The sequence below is a fragment of the Bacillus sp. FSL M8-0025 genome, assembly GCF_037975475.1.
GTDB lineage: Bacteria > Bacillota > Bacilli > Bacillales > Bacillaceae > Bacillus > Bacillus subtilis.
Genome location: NZ_CP150258.1, coordinates 1935249 through 1950651 on the forward strand (window position 1 = coordinate 1935249; position 15403 = coordinate 1950651).

Consider the following 15403-nt stretch of genomic DNA (forward strand, 5'->3'; position numbering starts at 1 on the left):
TGTCACGATTTTCTACAATTCTTCCACCAAGCTGGATATGCTGTCCAAGTCCTCTGCCGTTAATGATTGACTGCTGAAATCGCTCAGTGTCTTTTCTGCTTTCTGTTGACCGGCGCAGTGTTTCATAATGTCCAGCAAAAAGTGTTCAATCCTGTTAATAAGCTGTTCCATTGTGTTTCTGTGAAAGCGGGCTGGCGGATAACTAAGATTGAAATGGAGCTTTTTGTCTGCTGCCATTGCACTCATCTCGATGATTTGCTCACGCTTCCATGTATGAGTGATATCCTTTCCGCTACCAAGGCTTGATGGGCGGAAGGTGTCCTGTCTTTCGATGTCGTTGAACTGGCCCAAATAGTTAAAGCTGATTTCAGGTGTTTTTGAAAACGTAATGCTTTTATTTTCAGGGTGTGTAAGGTATTTCAGCATACCGTAACCTACCCCTTTGTTTGGTATCCGGCCCAGTGTATCTTTAACGGTTTTTACTGAGGTTCCGAGCTCATCCCTATGATTTTCAAAGCTTATGAGGGCCGGGTACATGGATGTAAACCAGCCGACCGTCCTGCTTATATCTAACTCTGGCAGAATGTGTTCTCTCCCGTGTCCTTCCATAGCGATACGGAGCTTGCTTCCTCCTGTCCATTCACAAATCGCCAAGGATGCTGCGGTTAACAGAATATCTTGTGTATCTGTGCCATAGGCGTGATTGACGTTTTGCAGCAAGACGGCGGTGTCTGCTTCAGTCAGTGAAAAGCTTAATGAGTCCCTTTTGCTGAAGTCGATGTTCACATGATGCGGTATTTCATAGGGCAGTTCTGCGGCTTGCTGTTCTTCTACAGTTCGCCAATACGCCTCTTCGCGAATCAGCTTACTGCTTTGGGCATATTCCTGTATGCGTCTTGCGTATTCCTGGTAGGAATCCGTTTTAGGCGGAAGCTGGATCGTCTGGCCTGCAGCAGCTTGTTGATATCCGGCTGACAAATCCTCAAGCAAAATCCGCCATGAGACACCATCAACGACAAGGTGATGGATCGCAAGGAACAAGTAATCTCCGGTCAGTGTTTTAAACAAAGCGGCGTGCAACAATGGTCCTTCCTGCAAATTGATGCTTTGCTGAAGATCTGCAACTTCTTGTTTGATTTGCGTCTCCCAGCCGCTTTCTGACTGTGAAAGATCAGAGGTTCTTAAGCTGTATAGCTGTGACTCATGAATGCCTTGGTTGCTTTGAATCCATCGCCTATCATCGTTGCGATAAACCATCCGAAGCGCATCATGATGCTCCGCCAGTTTTTTCAAGGCTGGTCTAATGGCGTTTTCAGACAAACGTCCAGAATGGAATAGCATGACAGACTGATTGAAATGGTGTCTTTCTTCAATATCTTGTGAAAAAAACCATTGCTGAACAGGCGTCCAAGGAACGTCTCCCTGAACGGGTCCTTGCTCTATGATTCTCTCTGACTTACGGATAAATGGTGATAAGTCCTTTATCTTTGGATGACGGAATAAATCACTTACCTGCAAGCTTAGCCCATAGCGCCCAAGGCGTGCAGAAACTTGAAGCGCTTTGATTGAATCTCCGCCCAATTCAAAAAACGAATCCTCTATTCCGATCCTCTGGATGCCGAGAACCTCCTGCCAGATCAACGCAAGTTGGTCTTCAAGGTCATTTCGAGGCGGAGCGTACGTTTGTTTAGATGTGAAATTTGGTTCAGGAAGTGCTTTTCGGTTCAATTTGCCGTTTGATGTGAGCGGAAGAGTCTCCATTTCAATAATGTACGCCGGGATCATATAGTTTGGCAGCGAACGCGCGAGAAGAGAACGCACTTGTTCAGCATTCGTGCCTGCTTTTACGCTGATATAGCCAAACAGCTCTTTGCTCCCGGTCTGGGCTGTACGTGCTAACACTGCGGCTTCTTTGACTCCGTCTATTTGACGAAGTGCTGTTTCGATTTCACCCAGCTCCACCCGATAGCCTCTGACTTTTACTTGATCATCAATACGGCCAACGTACTCAATTGTGCCATCAGGAAGCCAGCGCGCCAGATCACCTGTGCGATACAGTCGATCGCCAGGTGCAAATGGATGTGGGACAAATTTCTCTTTCGTTAAATCAGGACGGCCCAAATATCCTCTGGCGACGCCATCTCCGCCGACACAAAGTTCACCGACAGCTCCGACCGGCTGCAGCACTCCCCATTGATTTAAGATATAAGCGGTGGAATTACCAACCGGCCGCCCGATCGGAATGGAAAGTTCATATGTTTTTTGAATGTGAAGGCATGTCGAAAAAGTTGTATTTTCGGTAGGGCCATATCCATTCCATATAGATACTTCAGGGCAGACATTTCTGATTCGATTGACGTGGCTCGGCGACAAAGCTTCTCCGCCTATAATCAAATGTTTCAGCTGTGAAAATGTTTGTTCATTTTGTTCTGTCAAATGATTGAATAGAGAAGATGTCAGCCAAATCGTTGTGATTCCTTGATGTTCTATGTACCTCTTAAGCTGATGGGAATCGAGAAATGTTTGTTGATCGGACAGATGCAAAGCGGCACCATTTAGCAGCGGTCCGAAAATTTCAAATGACCCAACGTCGAAACCGATTGATGATGTCATAAGAAGGCGGTCTTCAGGTGTAAATGTAATATAATTGCTGTTTTTAACAAGACGAATGACACTTCGCTGCTCAATCATGACACCCTTTGGTTTACCGGTTGATCCAGAGGTATAAATGATATATGCGAGTGAATGTGGCCCTGCTGAAGAATCAACGTTCTTCGTTTTTCCTTGCTTTTGAATATCTTCGATTATGATTTGTTCACATTCAATGTCTAATAGCTGTTTTTCTGTTTTTTCAGATTGAAGGAGTAATGCCGCCCCGCTGTCTGACAGCATATAAGCTATTCGTTCAACAGGCAGATCAGAAGCAATAGGCAGATAGGCTCCCCCAGCTTTCAGAATGCCCAGCATTCCTGCAATGAGTTCTGGTGTTCTGCCTGTCAACAAGGCTACAACACTATCAGGCCCTACGCCCTTAATCTGTAGAACTGAGGCAATTTGATTTGCCCAGCTGTTCATGTCCTCGTAAGTGAATACTTGGGTGTCGCTGACAATTGCTACAGCATTAGGCGTTTGTTCAGCCTGCATTTCAAAGAGTCTGCTGATGGTTTCATTTCTTGGATAATCTATTTTTGTACGATTGAGCTCGTGGATAAGGTAATGGGTCTCATCCTCATTCAGGATATTTATTGTTCCGAGAGCGGCTTTGTTGTCTTTGATGATGGCGAGTAACATATTGATGAAGTATTGAAGCCACTTTTCTATCGTTTTTTTCTTATATAAGTCAGTACTAAACTCCATTTGGAACATCAGCAAACCGCGGGGCTGTTCCTGGGCATATAGGGTTAAATCAAATTTGGACGTTTGATGCCCATTGTTTGCTGCAGGTTTGAGACAAAGTTCATCCAGCTCCAACGATTCCTGATCCATGTTTTGAAGAACAAACATTACGTCAAACAGCGGATTTCTGCTCATATCTCGTGTCAATTCAAGCTTATCAACAAGCTCTTCGAACGGGTAATCCTGGTGCTCAAAGGCTTCCAATGCTGTCTCACGCACTTCCTGCAAATACTGTACAAACGGCTTCCCGCCCTCCGGGCGCATCCGAAGCGCCAGCGTGTTCACAAACATGCCGAGTATCGGCTCAAGATCCTTGTGCGGTCGGCCGGCAATTGGCGAGCCGACGATGATATCTTCCTGTCCGCTTAAGCGTGACAAGAACGCGGTGTAAGCCGCAAGGAGCACCATGTACAGTGTGCTTCCGTTTTCTCGTGCCAGCTTGTGAAGGCCTGATGCAACCTCTTGATCCAGCGTAAATAAGACCTTGTCACCCGCGAAGCTTCGCACCGGCGGGCGGGCATGATCAGCCGGAAGATCCAGCACAGGCAGCTCGCCCTCGAGCTGCTTCAGCCAGTACGCCTCTTGCGTTGTGTACGCGTCTCCTGTTTTGAATCCTTCTTGCCATACGGCATAATCTTTATATTGAATGCGCAGCGCCGGAAGCTTCCGATTATTGTACAGCTCGCCGAATTCCCGAATCAGAATGTTGACGGAAACACCGTCTGAAATGATGTGATGCATATCAACCAGCAACAGGTGCCGCTCATCTGATACCTTTACGATTTGGGCACGGAACAGCGGCGCTTGGCTGAGATCAAACGGTTTGATAAATGCGGCTGCGGCCTCCTGTTCGGTTCGTTCGCCGAGAACTGTAGTCTGTAACGTAAACGGCACCTCGTCATGGATGCGCTGCACCGGATCGCCTCCTGCGTCCTGTTCGAAGGAGGTACGAAGCGACTCGTGGCGCTTGATCAGCTCTTTGAAAGCTCTGTCCATCCTTTCAGGGTTGAGCTTCCCTTCGAGCTCTAACACAGCCGGCATATTGTAGCCTGTCCCTCCGTCCTCCAGCTGCTGAAGGACATAAATCCGCTTTTGGGCAGAGGAAACCGGATAGGTTTCCTGTTTTTCAGCGGGCTTAATCGCTTCATATGGACTGTCCGTTCCTTCACGGATAACGGTAGCCAGCCCTTCTACTGTCGGATGGGCAAACACCTCTTTTAGCGGCACCTGTACATCGAATTCTTTTGAGATCCGTGAGACAAGCGCCGTTGCTTTTAAGGAATGTCCCCCGCGGTCAAAAAAGTTGTCGTGAATCCCGACAGGGCCATTTTTCAGCACGTCCTCCCACAGCTGAGAAAGCTTCATCTCAGTCACGTTTCTCGGCGCTGTGTAGGTCTCAGCATCTGCCGCTCCGCCAGGAGCTGGCAGGGCGTTTCGGTCAAGCTTTCCGCTTGGCGTAACAGGCCACTGTTCCATCTCTATCATATAGGCTGGGATCATGTAGCCCGGCAACAGTCTCTCAAGCTGTGCCCGCACTTTGTTTCTTTGGAGCCCTTCTATATAAGCGCATAATTCTGGCTCCCCGCTGTCTGTCCGTACGGTAACGGCCGCCTCCCTTACACCTTCTATACTTCTTAGTGCCGCTTCAATCTCTCCCGGCTCAATCCGGTAGCCGCGGATTTTTACCTGATCATCCGTGCGCCCGAGGAATTCAACATTCCCGTCAGGGAGCCAGCGCGCCACATCCCCGGTTTTGTACATGCGTTCCCCCGGGTAAAACGGGTCTTCAAGAAAACGCTCCTCCGTTAATGCCGGCCGATTCAAATAACCTCTGGCAACACCCGCTCCGGCAATGTACAGTTCGCCGGCGACACCGGAAGGCTGTACGGCTAAATGCGGATCTAAAACATACAAACGCGCACCAGGTACGGGCTTCCCAATCGGAATCCGCAAACGGTCTCTGTCCCGTTCTGGATCTAACACGTAAAATGCCGCGTCTACCGTTGCTTCTGTCGGCCCGTAGCCATGGATTAATGATACCTGCGGCAATACAGAAGCAAAACGGGCTGCCGTACGCGGCGCAAGCGGTTCACCTCCGGCGAATACACGCTTTAGGTTTGTCCCGTCACCAAGCGCTAACATTTCTGCTTGATCCAGAAAGCTATTCAGCATAGCCGGAATAAAATGAGCCGTTGTCACTTTTTCCTGATGAATGGCTTTTACGATCAATGCGGAGTCTTTTTCCCAGCCGGGCGGAAGCAGATACGCCGAAGCACCGGAAAGAGCCCACCAAAACAGCTGCCACACAGACGCATCAAAGGAAAAAGAGGTTTTCACCATGACAATGTCATCTTCTGAAAGCGGAAACTGGTGCTGCATGCCGGTCAGAAAGGAAACAGCCTGGCGGTGCTCAACGGCCACTCCTTTCGGCTGCCCGGTAGACCCCGATGTATAGATGACATAGGCGAGAGAACCGCCGTCAGCAGGAGTAAACAGATGGTTTTCTGCTTTTTCGCTCGCAAGAGATGTCATGTCCACTTCAAGCGTTTCGCCAGAAAAGTTCGGTGCGGAGCATCCCGGCTGTGTCAGCAAGAGCGATGCCCCGCTGTCTTTCAGCATGTAGCTCAGCCGCTCCTTTGGATACGCAGGATCAAGCGGCAAATACGCCCCGCCGGCCTTCAGTACAGCAAGGACAGCGATCAGCATGTCAGGTGAGCGTTCAGACAGGATCCCGACGATACTTTCGTTTGTGACGCCGCGTGCCGCAAGGTGAGCAGCCAGCCGGCTGGCGTACATATCAAGCTCAGCGTATGTCAGCGAACCGCCTGAAAAGCGAATCGCTGGCCGCTCCGGTGTGACTGCCGCCTGTCGCTCAAACAGCCCATGCAGGGTTGGGGCTTCAGGTGAAACAGATACTGTCCTGTTATTTTGAGAAACGATTTTCCGTGTTTTGTCCTCATCTAGCAATGTCATCTTTGACACAGGAAGAGATGGATCAGAGATGACGTCAGAGATCATGTGCTGTAAATAATCTTTTATCTCAGACATCATATTTGGTTGATAAGCGCCTGTATGAAAATGAATCCGAACGTACAAAGTACGCCCTGGGATCACTTTGACACTGCATCTATAATTAGTTACCTCTTCCATCTCAAAATCTTTCACGGAGAAATCAAATGATCCAGCTTGATTCAGCTCTTCAATCTCTTGTTGAGTAGGTGTATTTTCAAAGACGATAATATGATCAATCAGCTCTTGTTTAAGAGCGCTCTGCGCCTGAATGTCATATAAAGGGAAGTAACTATACGCTTCTGCTTCAGTCATGTCCTTTTGCATTCCGCTGACTAGGTCAGAAAAAGACAGAAAATCACTTTGGACTCGAATAGGAATGGTATTGATAAAAAGTCCGACCATGTTTTCCACATCTTTTAGCTCAGAAGGTCTGCCTGATATAACTGATCCGAACACAGCATCGTCGCGACGATTGAACTTTTGGAGCATGATTCCCCATAAAGCTTGGAAAACAGTGTTAAGCGTCGCACCACATGCTGCAGCGATTTTCTGTAATTCGGAGGTTTCTTTTTCAGGAATGGTAAACGTGATCTGCTGTAATGTCCCGTCCGACATTTGATCTGTTCTTTTTGGCAGAGGCGAAGCTTTTTCGAAATGCTGAAGCCTTTTTTTCCAATACTCAGCTGCTTCTTCACGCTCTTGCTGCATCAGCCATTTAATATACGTCCCGTACGGCTGTACGGGAGGCAAATCAGGAAATTGCCCTTTTCCAAGCGCTTGATAAATATGGAGAAAGTCTTTAATGACGATGCCTAAACACCAGCCATCCATTAAAATATGATGGTGGCTCCAGATACAGACATAATGATCAGGCGCCCATTTTAAAATAGATATTCTCATCAGTACATCCGTTTGGAGATCAAAGCCTTTTGATTTGTCCTGTTCTTTGAATGCCTCTGTACAATGTTCTTTATCTTTTTCATTGAGATGAGAAATATCTTCAACATGAACATGGCAATGACGTTGCTTGAGCACGACTTGACGAGGTTTGGCTACATTTTTATAGATGAATGCTGTTCGAAAGATATCGTACCTGTCAAAAACAGCATCCATACTTTTCTGGAAACGCTCCAAGTCAAGCTGTCCATTGATCGTAAAAGAAGCCTGTTCAAAATAAGCTCTCGACTGCTCATCATACAATGAGTGAAAAAGCATCCCTTCCTGCATAAATGACAAAGGGTATATATCCTGTATTTCAGGTTGCTGCGGCATCAGTGAATCTCCTCTCCTATAGTTTGTTGACGGCTCCCATGATCTCACTCAATTCATCAAGCGTTAAGTCTTCATCAGTGAAATCAGATGCGCTCCACTCTCGGTTTTCTTTGCCGGTACAATGCTCAATGATGTTTTCCAGAGTCTGTTTAAAATGCCTGGAAAATGTTTGGATTGTTTTTTCCTCAAATTGAACCCTGTTATAGATGATGTGCATGTTCAGGCACCCCGAAGAAACGGCGCCGCTGATATCCAGTGCATAAGGACGCTCCCAGTTCGGGCTGATCTCATTTCCTGGCTTGATGTCAGACACCTCAAAGGCATTTGATTGAATATCCTGATCAAACTGGCCTAAATAATTAAAGCTGATTTCTGGGCTGTTTTTCTGAGAGCCCCATCTTTTGCTGATATATTTCAGCACGCCGTAGCCTGCGCCTTTATGCGGTATACGGTGCAGCATATCTTTTGTCTGTTTAATAAGGTGGCCCAGCCGCTCTTCTTTGTCCTTATGATCGGAATCTCTCATATCAAGCCACACAGGATAAATAGAGGTGAACCAGCCAACAGTTCTGCTAATATCGATGTCCTCAAGATATGATTCCCTTCCGTGGCCCTCCATGCTGATTTTAAATTGGTTATTTCCCGTCCATTTCTGCAAAGCAAGACCTAAAGCTGTCAGAAGGATATCATTCATCTCCGTGCTGTAAGCTTTATGTGCAGCCGTTAGTAGTAATTCTGTGTGATGGCGAGATAGCTCAAAATCAATCACTTCTGTATCTTTGAATGTGTTAGATGCTGCGTCATTGTCTTTTGGAATAGGCTGGATGTGACGGCTCTCGCACTCATCCCAGTACGCTGCTTCGCGCTGCACCTGGCGGCTTTTAGAGTAGTCAACTATTCTTTGTGAATACGTTAAATATGAATCTGTTTTTTGCGGCAGTTTAATAGATTCTCCTGAGACTGCCTGTTTGTAAGCAGCTGAAAAATCCTCGAACAAAATGCGCCAGGAAACCGCATCAACAACTAAGTGATGAATCGTCAGAAATAAATGGTCACCATTCTCGGTTCTAAACAATCCAGCGTGAAGTAAGGGGCCGGTTTCCAAACGAATATGTTCTTGCATCCGGCTGGCTGCTTCCTCAATCGTGTACCGTGCTTCTGTTAGGCTATCCTTTACATCAAACAGTTCAAGTGCATATAGCTCCTCATCTGAAAGATCTATTCCTCTGTTTATCTGCACCTGCCTGCCATCTTCATGCCGGCATACGATTCTCAGTGCATCATGATGAGTCACAAGGCTTTTTAGTACTTTTCTAAGCGCAGCCTCATCAAATCGTTCAGCCCGGTAGATCATAACGGACTGGTTAAAATGATGGCTTTCCAGAGATTGCGAGAAAAACCACTGCTGGATAGGTGTCCAAGTAATCTCGCCTTCGACCGGGCCTTGGTCAATGGCGCGTACGTCTTTTCGAACCCGGGCGGACAGTTCACCAAGAGTCTGATGTTCAAACATCTCACGTACTGTCGTTTCAAATCCGCGCTGCTTCAGTCTGGCACAAACCTGCAGCGCTTTAATAGAGTCTCCGCCAAGCTCAAAGAAATTGGCGCTTACACCCAGCTCATCTACATTAAGAAGCTCCTCCCAAATTTCAGCCATCACCGTTTCAATCTCATTTCTAGGACTGATATCATCAGCTGTATAAGCGTGTTTTTCAGGCTCTGGCAGGGCTTTCTGATCGAGCTTTCCATTAACAGTCACCGGGATGCTGTCAATTTGTATCATACGGGCAGGCAGCATAAAGTCAGGCAAGGCGTTTTTTAGGTAAGTTCGGATGTCTGATATATTCGCAGCCTGTTGATCTTTTATCACCATATATGCATATATAGCTGTTTGCCCTTGCTCGTCTGCTCTGGTAATGACAGCCGCCTCTTTAATCATTGGATACTGAAGAAGTGCCGCTTGGATTTCGCCTAACTCAATACGGTGCCCTCTGACTTTCACCTGCTCATCAATGCGGCCTAAGTATTCCAGCTCGCCATTTGACAGGCGCTTAGCAAGATCTCCTGTTCGGTATAATCTGTCTCCCGGAAGATAAGGATTGGATACAAAACGGTCAGCGGTCAGCTCATCTCTGTTGAGATATCCCCGTGCCACACCTTCGCCGCCTATATACAGCTCCCCTGGAACTCCGATCGGCTGCAGATTCATATGAGCATCCATCACATAAGCCTGCAGAGTTGAAAGCGGCCGTCCGATATTGCTTTTATTTTTTACAATGTCTGCTGCGGACAATTTTTTGAATGTTACATGGACCGTTGTTTCTGTAATACCGTACATATTAATCAAATCAGTATGAGGATATTTTTTATTCCAGCTTTGAAGCATGCCGGGCTGTAAGGCTTCGCCGCCAAAAATCACGTAGCGGATGTTTAAATGATCTGTATGATTTTGATCTTCAAGCATCAAGCCGTAAAAAGCAGTCGGGGTCTGATTGAGTACAGTGACGCGCTCTTTTTTTAACAATAAACGGAATGCATGGGGGTCACGGGCTGTTTCTTTAGAGACCACGACTAATGTACTTCCGTTCAATAACGCACCGAACATCTCCCATACAGAGAAATCAAAGCAATAAGAATGAAATAACGTCCAGATGTCTTCATGGTTAAATTCAAAAGGCAGGTTTTGATGCTTCAAGAGACTGATCACATTGCGGTGCTCGACAATGACTCCCTTTGGCTGGCCAGTCGTTCCAGATGTGTATATCACGTATGCGGGCTGATCTGTTACTATTTCTTGAATGTTTACATCAGCCGGAATTGAGTCGTTTTCACATTCATCGATATACAAAATATGCCCGGTGTAGTCTGCAGGTTTGTTTTGACCGCGCTCTGTCAGCAGCAGTTTTGCTCCGCTGTCATTAAGCATAAAGCTAATACGCTCCTTGGGATATTCAGGATCAATCGGCAAATAGGCCCCGCCAGCTTTTAAAATCGATAAAACGCCAATGATCATATCAGGTGACCGATCCAGCATCAGACAGACGATATCGCCAGTTCTCACCCCTTGTTTGATCAGCATAGCAGCTGCCCGCTCGGCTTTTTCATTCAGGTCTCGATACGTAAGCTGAGAATGGCCGCACACCACTGCGATATGCTCCGGATATTTAGCGGCTTGCTTTTCAAATAAGCTTACTATGTTTTCATTTCTCGGATAAGCCGCATACTGTCCCATTTTTTCAAGGAGCAACCTACGCTCTGCAGCAGGAAGCAATTGCATGTCCGAAATTCTCATCTCGGTATCCGCCGTTACCCCTTTCACCAATTCAATAAAATAGGATGCCCACTGCGTAATGGTTTCTTCTTCAAAAAGAGCAGTGCTGTATTCAAAACGGCAGCGTATTCCACTCGGATGCTCCGCAGCGTGTAATGTTAAATCGAATTTAGATATATCATGTTTAGGAGTGACAGACGAAATCGACAGACCAGGCACTTCGAACCGGAAATCTTCACTGCTTTGAAGCACAAGCATCGCATCGAACAGCGGGTTGCGATTTACCTCTCGATTTGTATCGAGCTTATCTGCCAGCTCCTCAAAAGGATAATCCTGATGCTCGTAAGCGGTCAGAGCCAGGTGGCGAATGTCCTGCAAATAGGAGCTGAACGTTTTGTGGCCCTCGGGCTTGCTGCGCATCGCCAATGTATTGACGAACATCCCGATGACGCGCTCCAGATCAGCGTGCGGTCTTCCGGCAGCAGGCGAACCGACAACAATATCCTCTTGCCCGCTTAGCTTAGATAACAAAATAGAATAGACAGCCAGAAGAATCATATACAATGTTGTTCCCGTTTCAGCCATTAAACGGTGCAGTTCATCAGCCATGTCTTTATCAATGTTGACTTCAATTGTTCCACCGCTGAAATCAGGGAGACGCGGCCTTGTTTTATCAAGCGGTAATTCTAGTGTAGGAAGACTCCCGCCAAGCTGACCGAGCCAGTAGGCCTCCTGCTTTTTGTATAGCTCTTTCGGGTGCTTCTCTTGCTGCCAAACAGCAAAATCCTTATAATGCAGGTTTAAAGCTGGCAACTCTTTTCCGCAATATAAGTCAGTAAATTCTTGGACAAGAGTGCTCATCGAGACACCGTCGGCAATAATATGGTGCATATCGAGCAGCAAAAAGCCGCGATTATTGCCCATTGTAATGACACATGCTCTAAAAAGCGGACCGGATGATAGATCAAACGGTTTGATAAAGGTCTCGATTGCAGACTCAAGCATTTGTTCTGATTCCATTTGAAGCTCTTTTAGATCAAAAGCCATCTCTGGATAAATGATCTGCACAGGCTCGTCTCTGTCAAACACAAAAACAGTCCGTAATGCTTCATGCCGATTCACAAGTTCTGTGAGAACGCTTCTCAACCGCTGGCGATTCAGATTTCCGCGTAATTCAAGTACAGCTGGCATGTTGTAGCCTGTGCTGTCATCTGCCAGCTGATGAAGAGCATATAATCGTTTTTGCGAGAAAGACAGCGGATAGACATCTCTTTGATTCGCAGGTTCAATCTGTGTAAAAGCGTGTTCTTTTAAGCTCATCAATTTGACCGCCATGCTTTCAACTGTCGGATAAGAAAACACCTCACTGAGCGGCAGCTCGACATTAAGCTTTTTATGTATTCTTGATACCAGTGCGGCCGCTTTTAAGGACTGTCCGCCTAACTGAAAGAAATTATCACGAATGCCGATTTGCTGTTTATTCAGCACATCTTCCCAAATATGTGCGAGATCAGCTTCGATTAAGGTTCGGGGCGCCATATATGTGACACTCGTATTGTTTTCTGGTTCAGGAAGCGCAAACCTGTCAAGCTTGCCGCTGGATGTTAATGGCATCCGGCTGATGTTGATAATACTTGCTGGGATCATATAGGACGGCAATGTCCCGGCAAGATGTTGATACAAATCTGGAAGGCTGTTTCCCTTTTCCGGAACGATATAAGCAACGAGCTCCTTTTCCTCGGCAGAAACATCACGGGCCAGTACCGCGGCTTCCTTTACCCCCGGTGCTTGTCGAAGAACTGTTTCAATCTCTCTCAGTTCAATACGGTAACCCCTAATTTTTACTTGATCATCAAAACGCCCAAAATATTCAATCGTTCCATCAGGCAAAAAGCGGCCTGCATCACCTGTTCGATATAAACGCTCCCCTTCAAGGAATGGATGATCGGAGAATGCTTTCTGTGTCAGCTCTTGCTGTTTGTAGTATCCTCTCGCAAGACCCGCGCCGGAAATACACAGTTCACCCGAAGCGCCGATCGGTTGCATTTGATTTCCGTGCAAAACAAATACTTTTGTGTTTCTGATCGGGTGTCCGATCGTGATCCTCTCTTTTTCATTCAGATGCCGCAATATTGTTGTTGCCACACTGTTTTCTGTGGGCCCGTATTCATTTGCCAGTTCAGCAGAAGGACAAATCATTTGACTCAACTCAAGCAGATCAGGCGTGACCGCTTCACCCGCAAATGTCACAATACGAAGACTTTTTGCATCGTCAGCAGTCATCACTTCCAATAATACCCGGTACAGGGAAGGAACAATGATCATGTGGCTGACCTTATAACGGGCTATTTTTCGCTTAAGGGCAAGCACATCCTTCGCTTCGTCATCTGTTGTCAGCAGCACACACGCACCAGACAAAAGCGGGGTAAATAAGCTCGTTACACAGCCGTCAAACACGTACGAAAACAAATGGAGGGATATATCCTGTTCGGCCATGCCATACTCTTCCCGTCTCCATTGCAATGTATTGGCAATACCGTGATGATCAACTAAAACGCCTTTAGGGCGCCCCGTCGTTCCCGACGTATAGATCAAGTAGGCTAGATCACCTGGCGACATATTTGGAGCTTCTGTTTGGTAACTTTCTGTATGTTCTATCGTTATCGTATTTCCTTCATAGGACGGAGGGATCAAGGAAATAAGGTCTTCTTCTATCAGCAATTGAGCCGCTTGACTGTCCTTCAGCAGGAAAGAAAGACGTTCTGCTGGAAAATGTGGATCAAGCGGCATATAAACGCCGCCTGCTTTCCAAATCCCAAGCAGAGCTGCAGGCATTTCCATTGACCGGCCCATCATTACAGCAACGATATCTCCAGATCCAACGCCTTTTTCTATCAGAGCGTGCGCAATCTGATTGGCTCTTACTTGTAACTGGCGATAGGTCCAGCATTCGTCTCCCATTTTCAATGCAGCAGCTTCAGGTGTTTTGTGAGCTTGTTCCTCGAACAATTGGGGTATCGTTTTGTTCACATAAGGACGCTCAGTTTCGTTAAACAATTGGATAACCTGTTGCTCCTCCGGCGGCACGATATTGATGTCACTGACGGCAACATCGGGATTTGTCAAAATGCAATCCAGTGCTTGCTTTAGATGCCCCTGAATCCTCAGCATCTCCTCCCGCTCGTAAACGTCTGCGTTGTAGCTGAATTTGATATAAAATGATTCTCCCGGAACGATAACGATATTAAAGTCGTAATTGGTTTGTTCCGACATTGAAATGTCACTCAGCTTCAGAGCGCCTTCATCATTTTCACTCTCCACGCTTAACGCCTGATGAAGCTGTACAGGGTAATTTTCAAAAACAAAAATATGATCGATCAACCCTTGCTTCAATGGACTATGGTTTTGAATCTCATAAAGCGGATAATACCCATGCTGTTCAGATGATAAAATATCCTCCTGCACGGCTTTGACCAGCGAAGAAAACGTTATGCCTTCCGCAGATCGGATTCGCACTGGAACAGTATTGATAAACAAGCCGACCATTGATTCAATCCCGTCAATCGCTGACGGGCGTCCCGAAATGACGGAGCCAAAAACGGCATCATCTGCAGCATTATATCGATGGAGCAGCACGCCCCAAATACTCATAAACAACGTGTTTAATGTCACTCCCCAGTTTTGGGCAGCCTCTGTCAGTTTCTCAACCATTTCCTGCGCTAATGAAAAGCTGACCTGGTCGGCTTTATAATCCCCGTCTGCCGTGCGGCGCTTTATTCGGGGAATAGAAGCAGTATTGCCGTACTCCTTCAAATATTCGCTCCAGTAGGCAGCAGTCTCTTCTTGATCTTGTTCTCCGAGCCATTCAATATAACGGCTGTACGGCACCGTGCTGCCAAGCTGTACAGGTGAGTTATTTTTGAGCGAATCATACATGCTGAAAAACTCTTTAAGAATAATGCCGAGACACCACCCATCCATGATGATATGGTGATGTGTCCAGACACATGTATATTGGCTGTCTCCTCTATCAAAAAGGGCAAGACGCATTAAAGGATCTTTTTGCAAATCAAATCCTTTTTCCCGATCCTTAGTCATAAAAGCATCAATCAGCGTCTGCTGTTCTTGATCAGCCAGGCGAGAAATATCTTCTCTATATACTGTCAATTCCCGGTTTGATAAGACTACCTGCTGCGGACCTGTAAGATCTGGTACTTCTTTAATGAAAATCGTTCTGAAAATATCATATCTAGAAACAAGAAGGTTTAAGCTCTTTTGAAACGAGTCGACGCATAGATTCCCTGTGATCGTAAACGAGGTCTGTTCGATATATGCTTTCGAGCTGAAATCCATTAATGAATGAAACAGCATTCCTTCCTGCATGTGCGATAACGGATAAATATCTTGAATTTGTGCCGATTGTGCCATCAATTCCACACACCTTTTCAAAAG

2 protein-coding genes are annotated in these 15403 nt (G+C 46.5%); both read right to left on the minus strand.

All coding sequences use genetic code 11. The features are described 5' to 3' along the window. Positions 1-12: 12 nt before the first annotated feature. A complete protein-coding gene (gene ppsC, locus MKX38_RS09750) occupies positions 13-7680 on the minus strand; it encodes a plipastatin non-ribosomal peptide synthetase PpsC (protein WP_339189304.1) in 7668 nt (2555 codons plus the stop codon). A 16-nt stretch (positions 7681-7696) separates the two neighbouring features. Continuing rightward, positions 7697-15379 (minus strand): plipastatin non-ribosomal peptide synthetase PpsB, encoded by a 7683-nt coding sequence (gene ppsB, locus MKX38_RS09755; RefSeq protein ID WP_339189305.1) that lies wholly within the window; start codon positions 15377-15379, stop codon positions 7697-7699. Positions 15380-15403 lie beyond the last annotated feature (24 nt).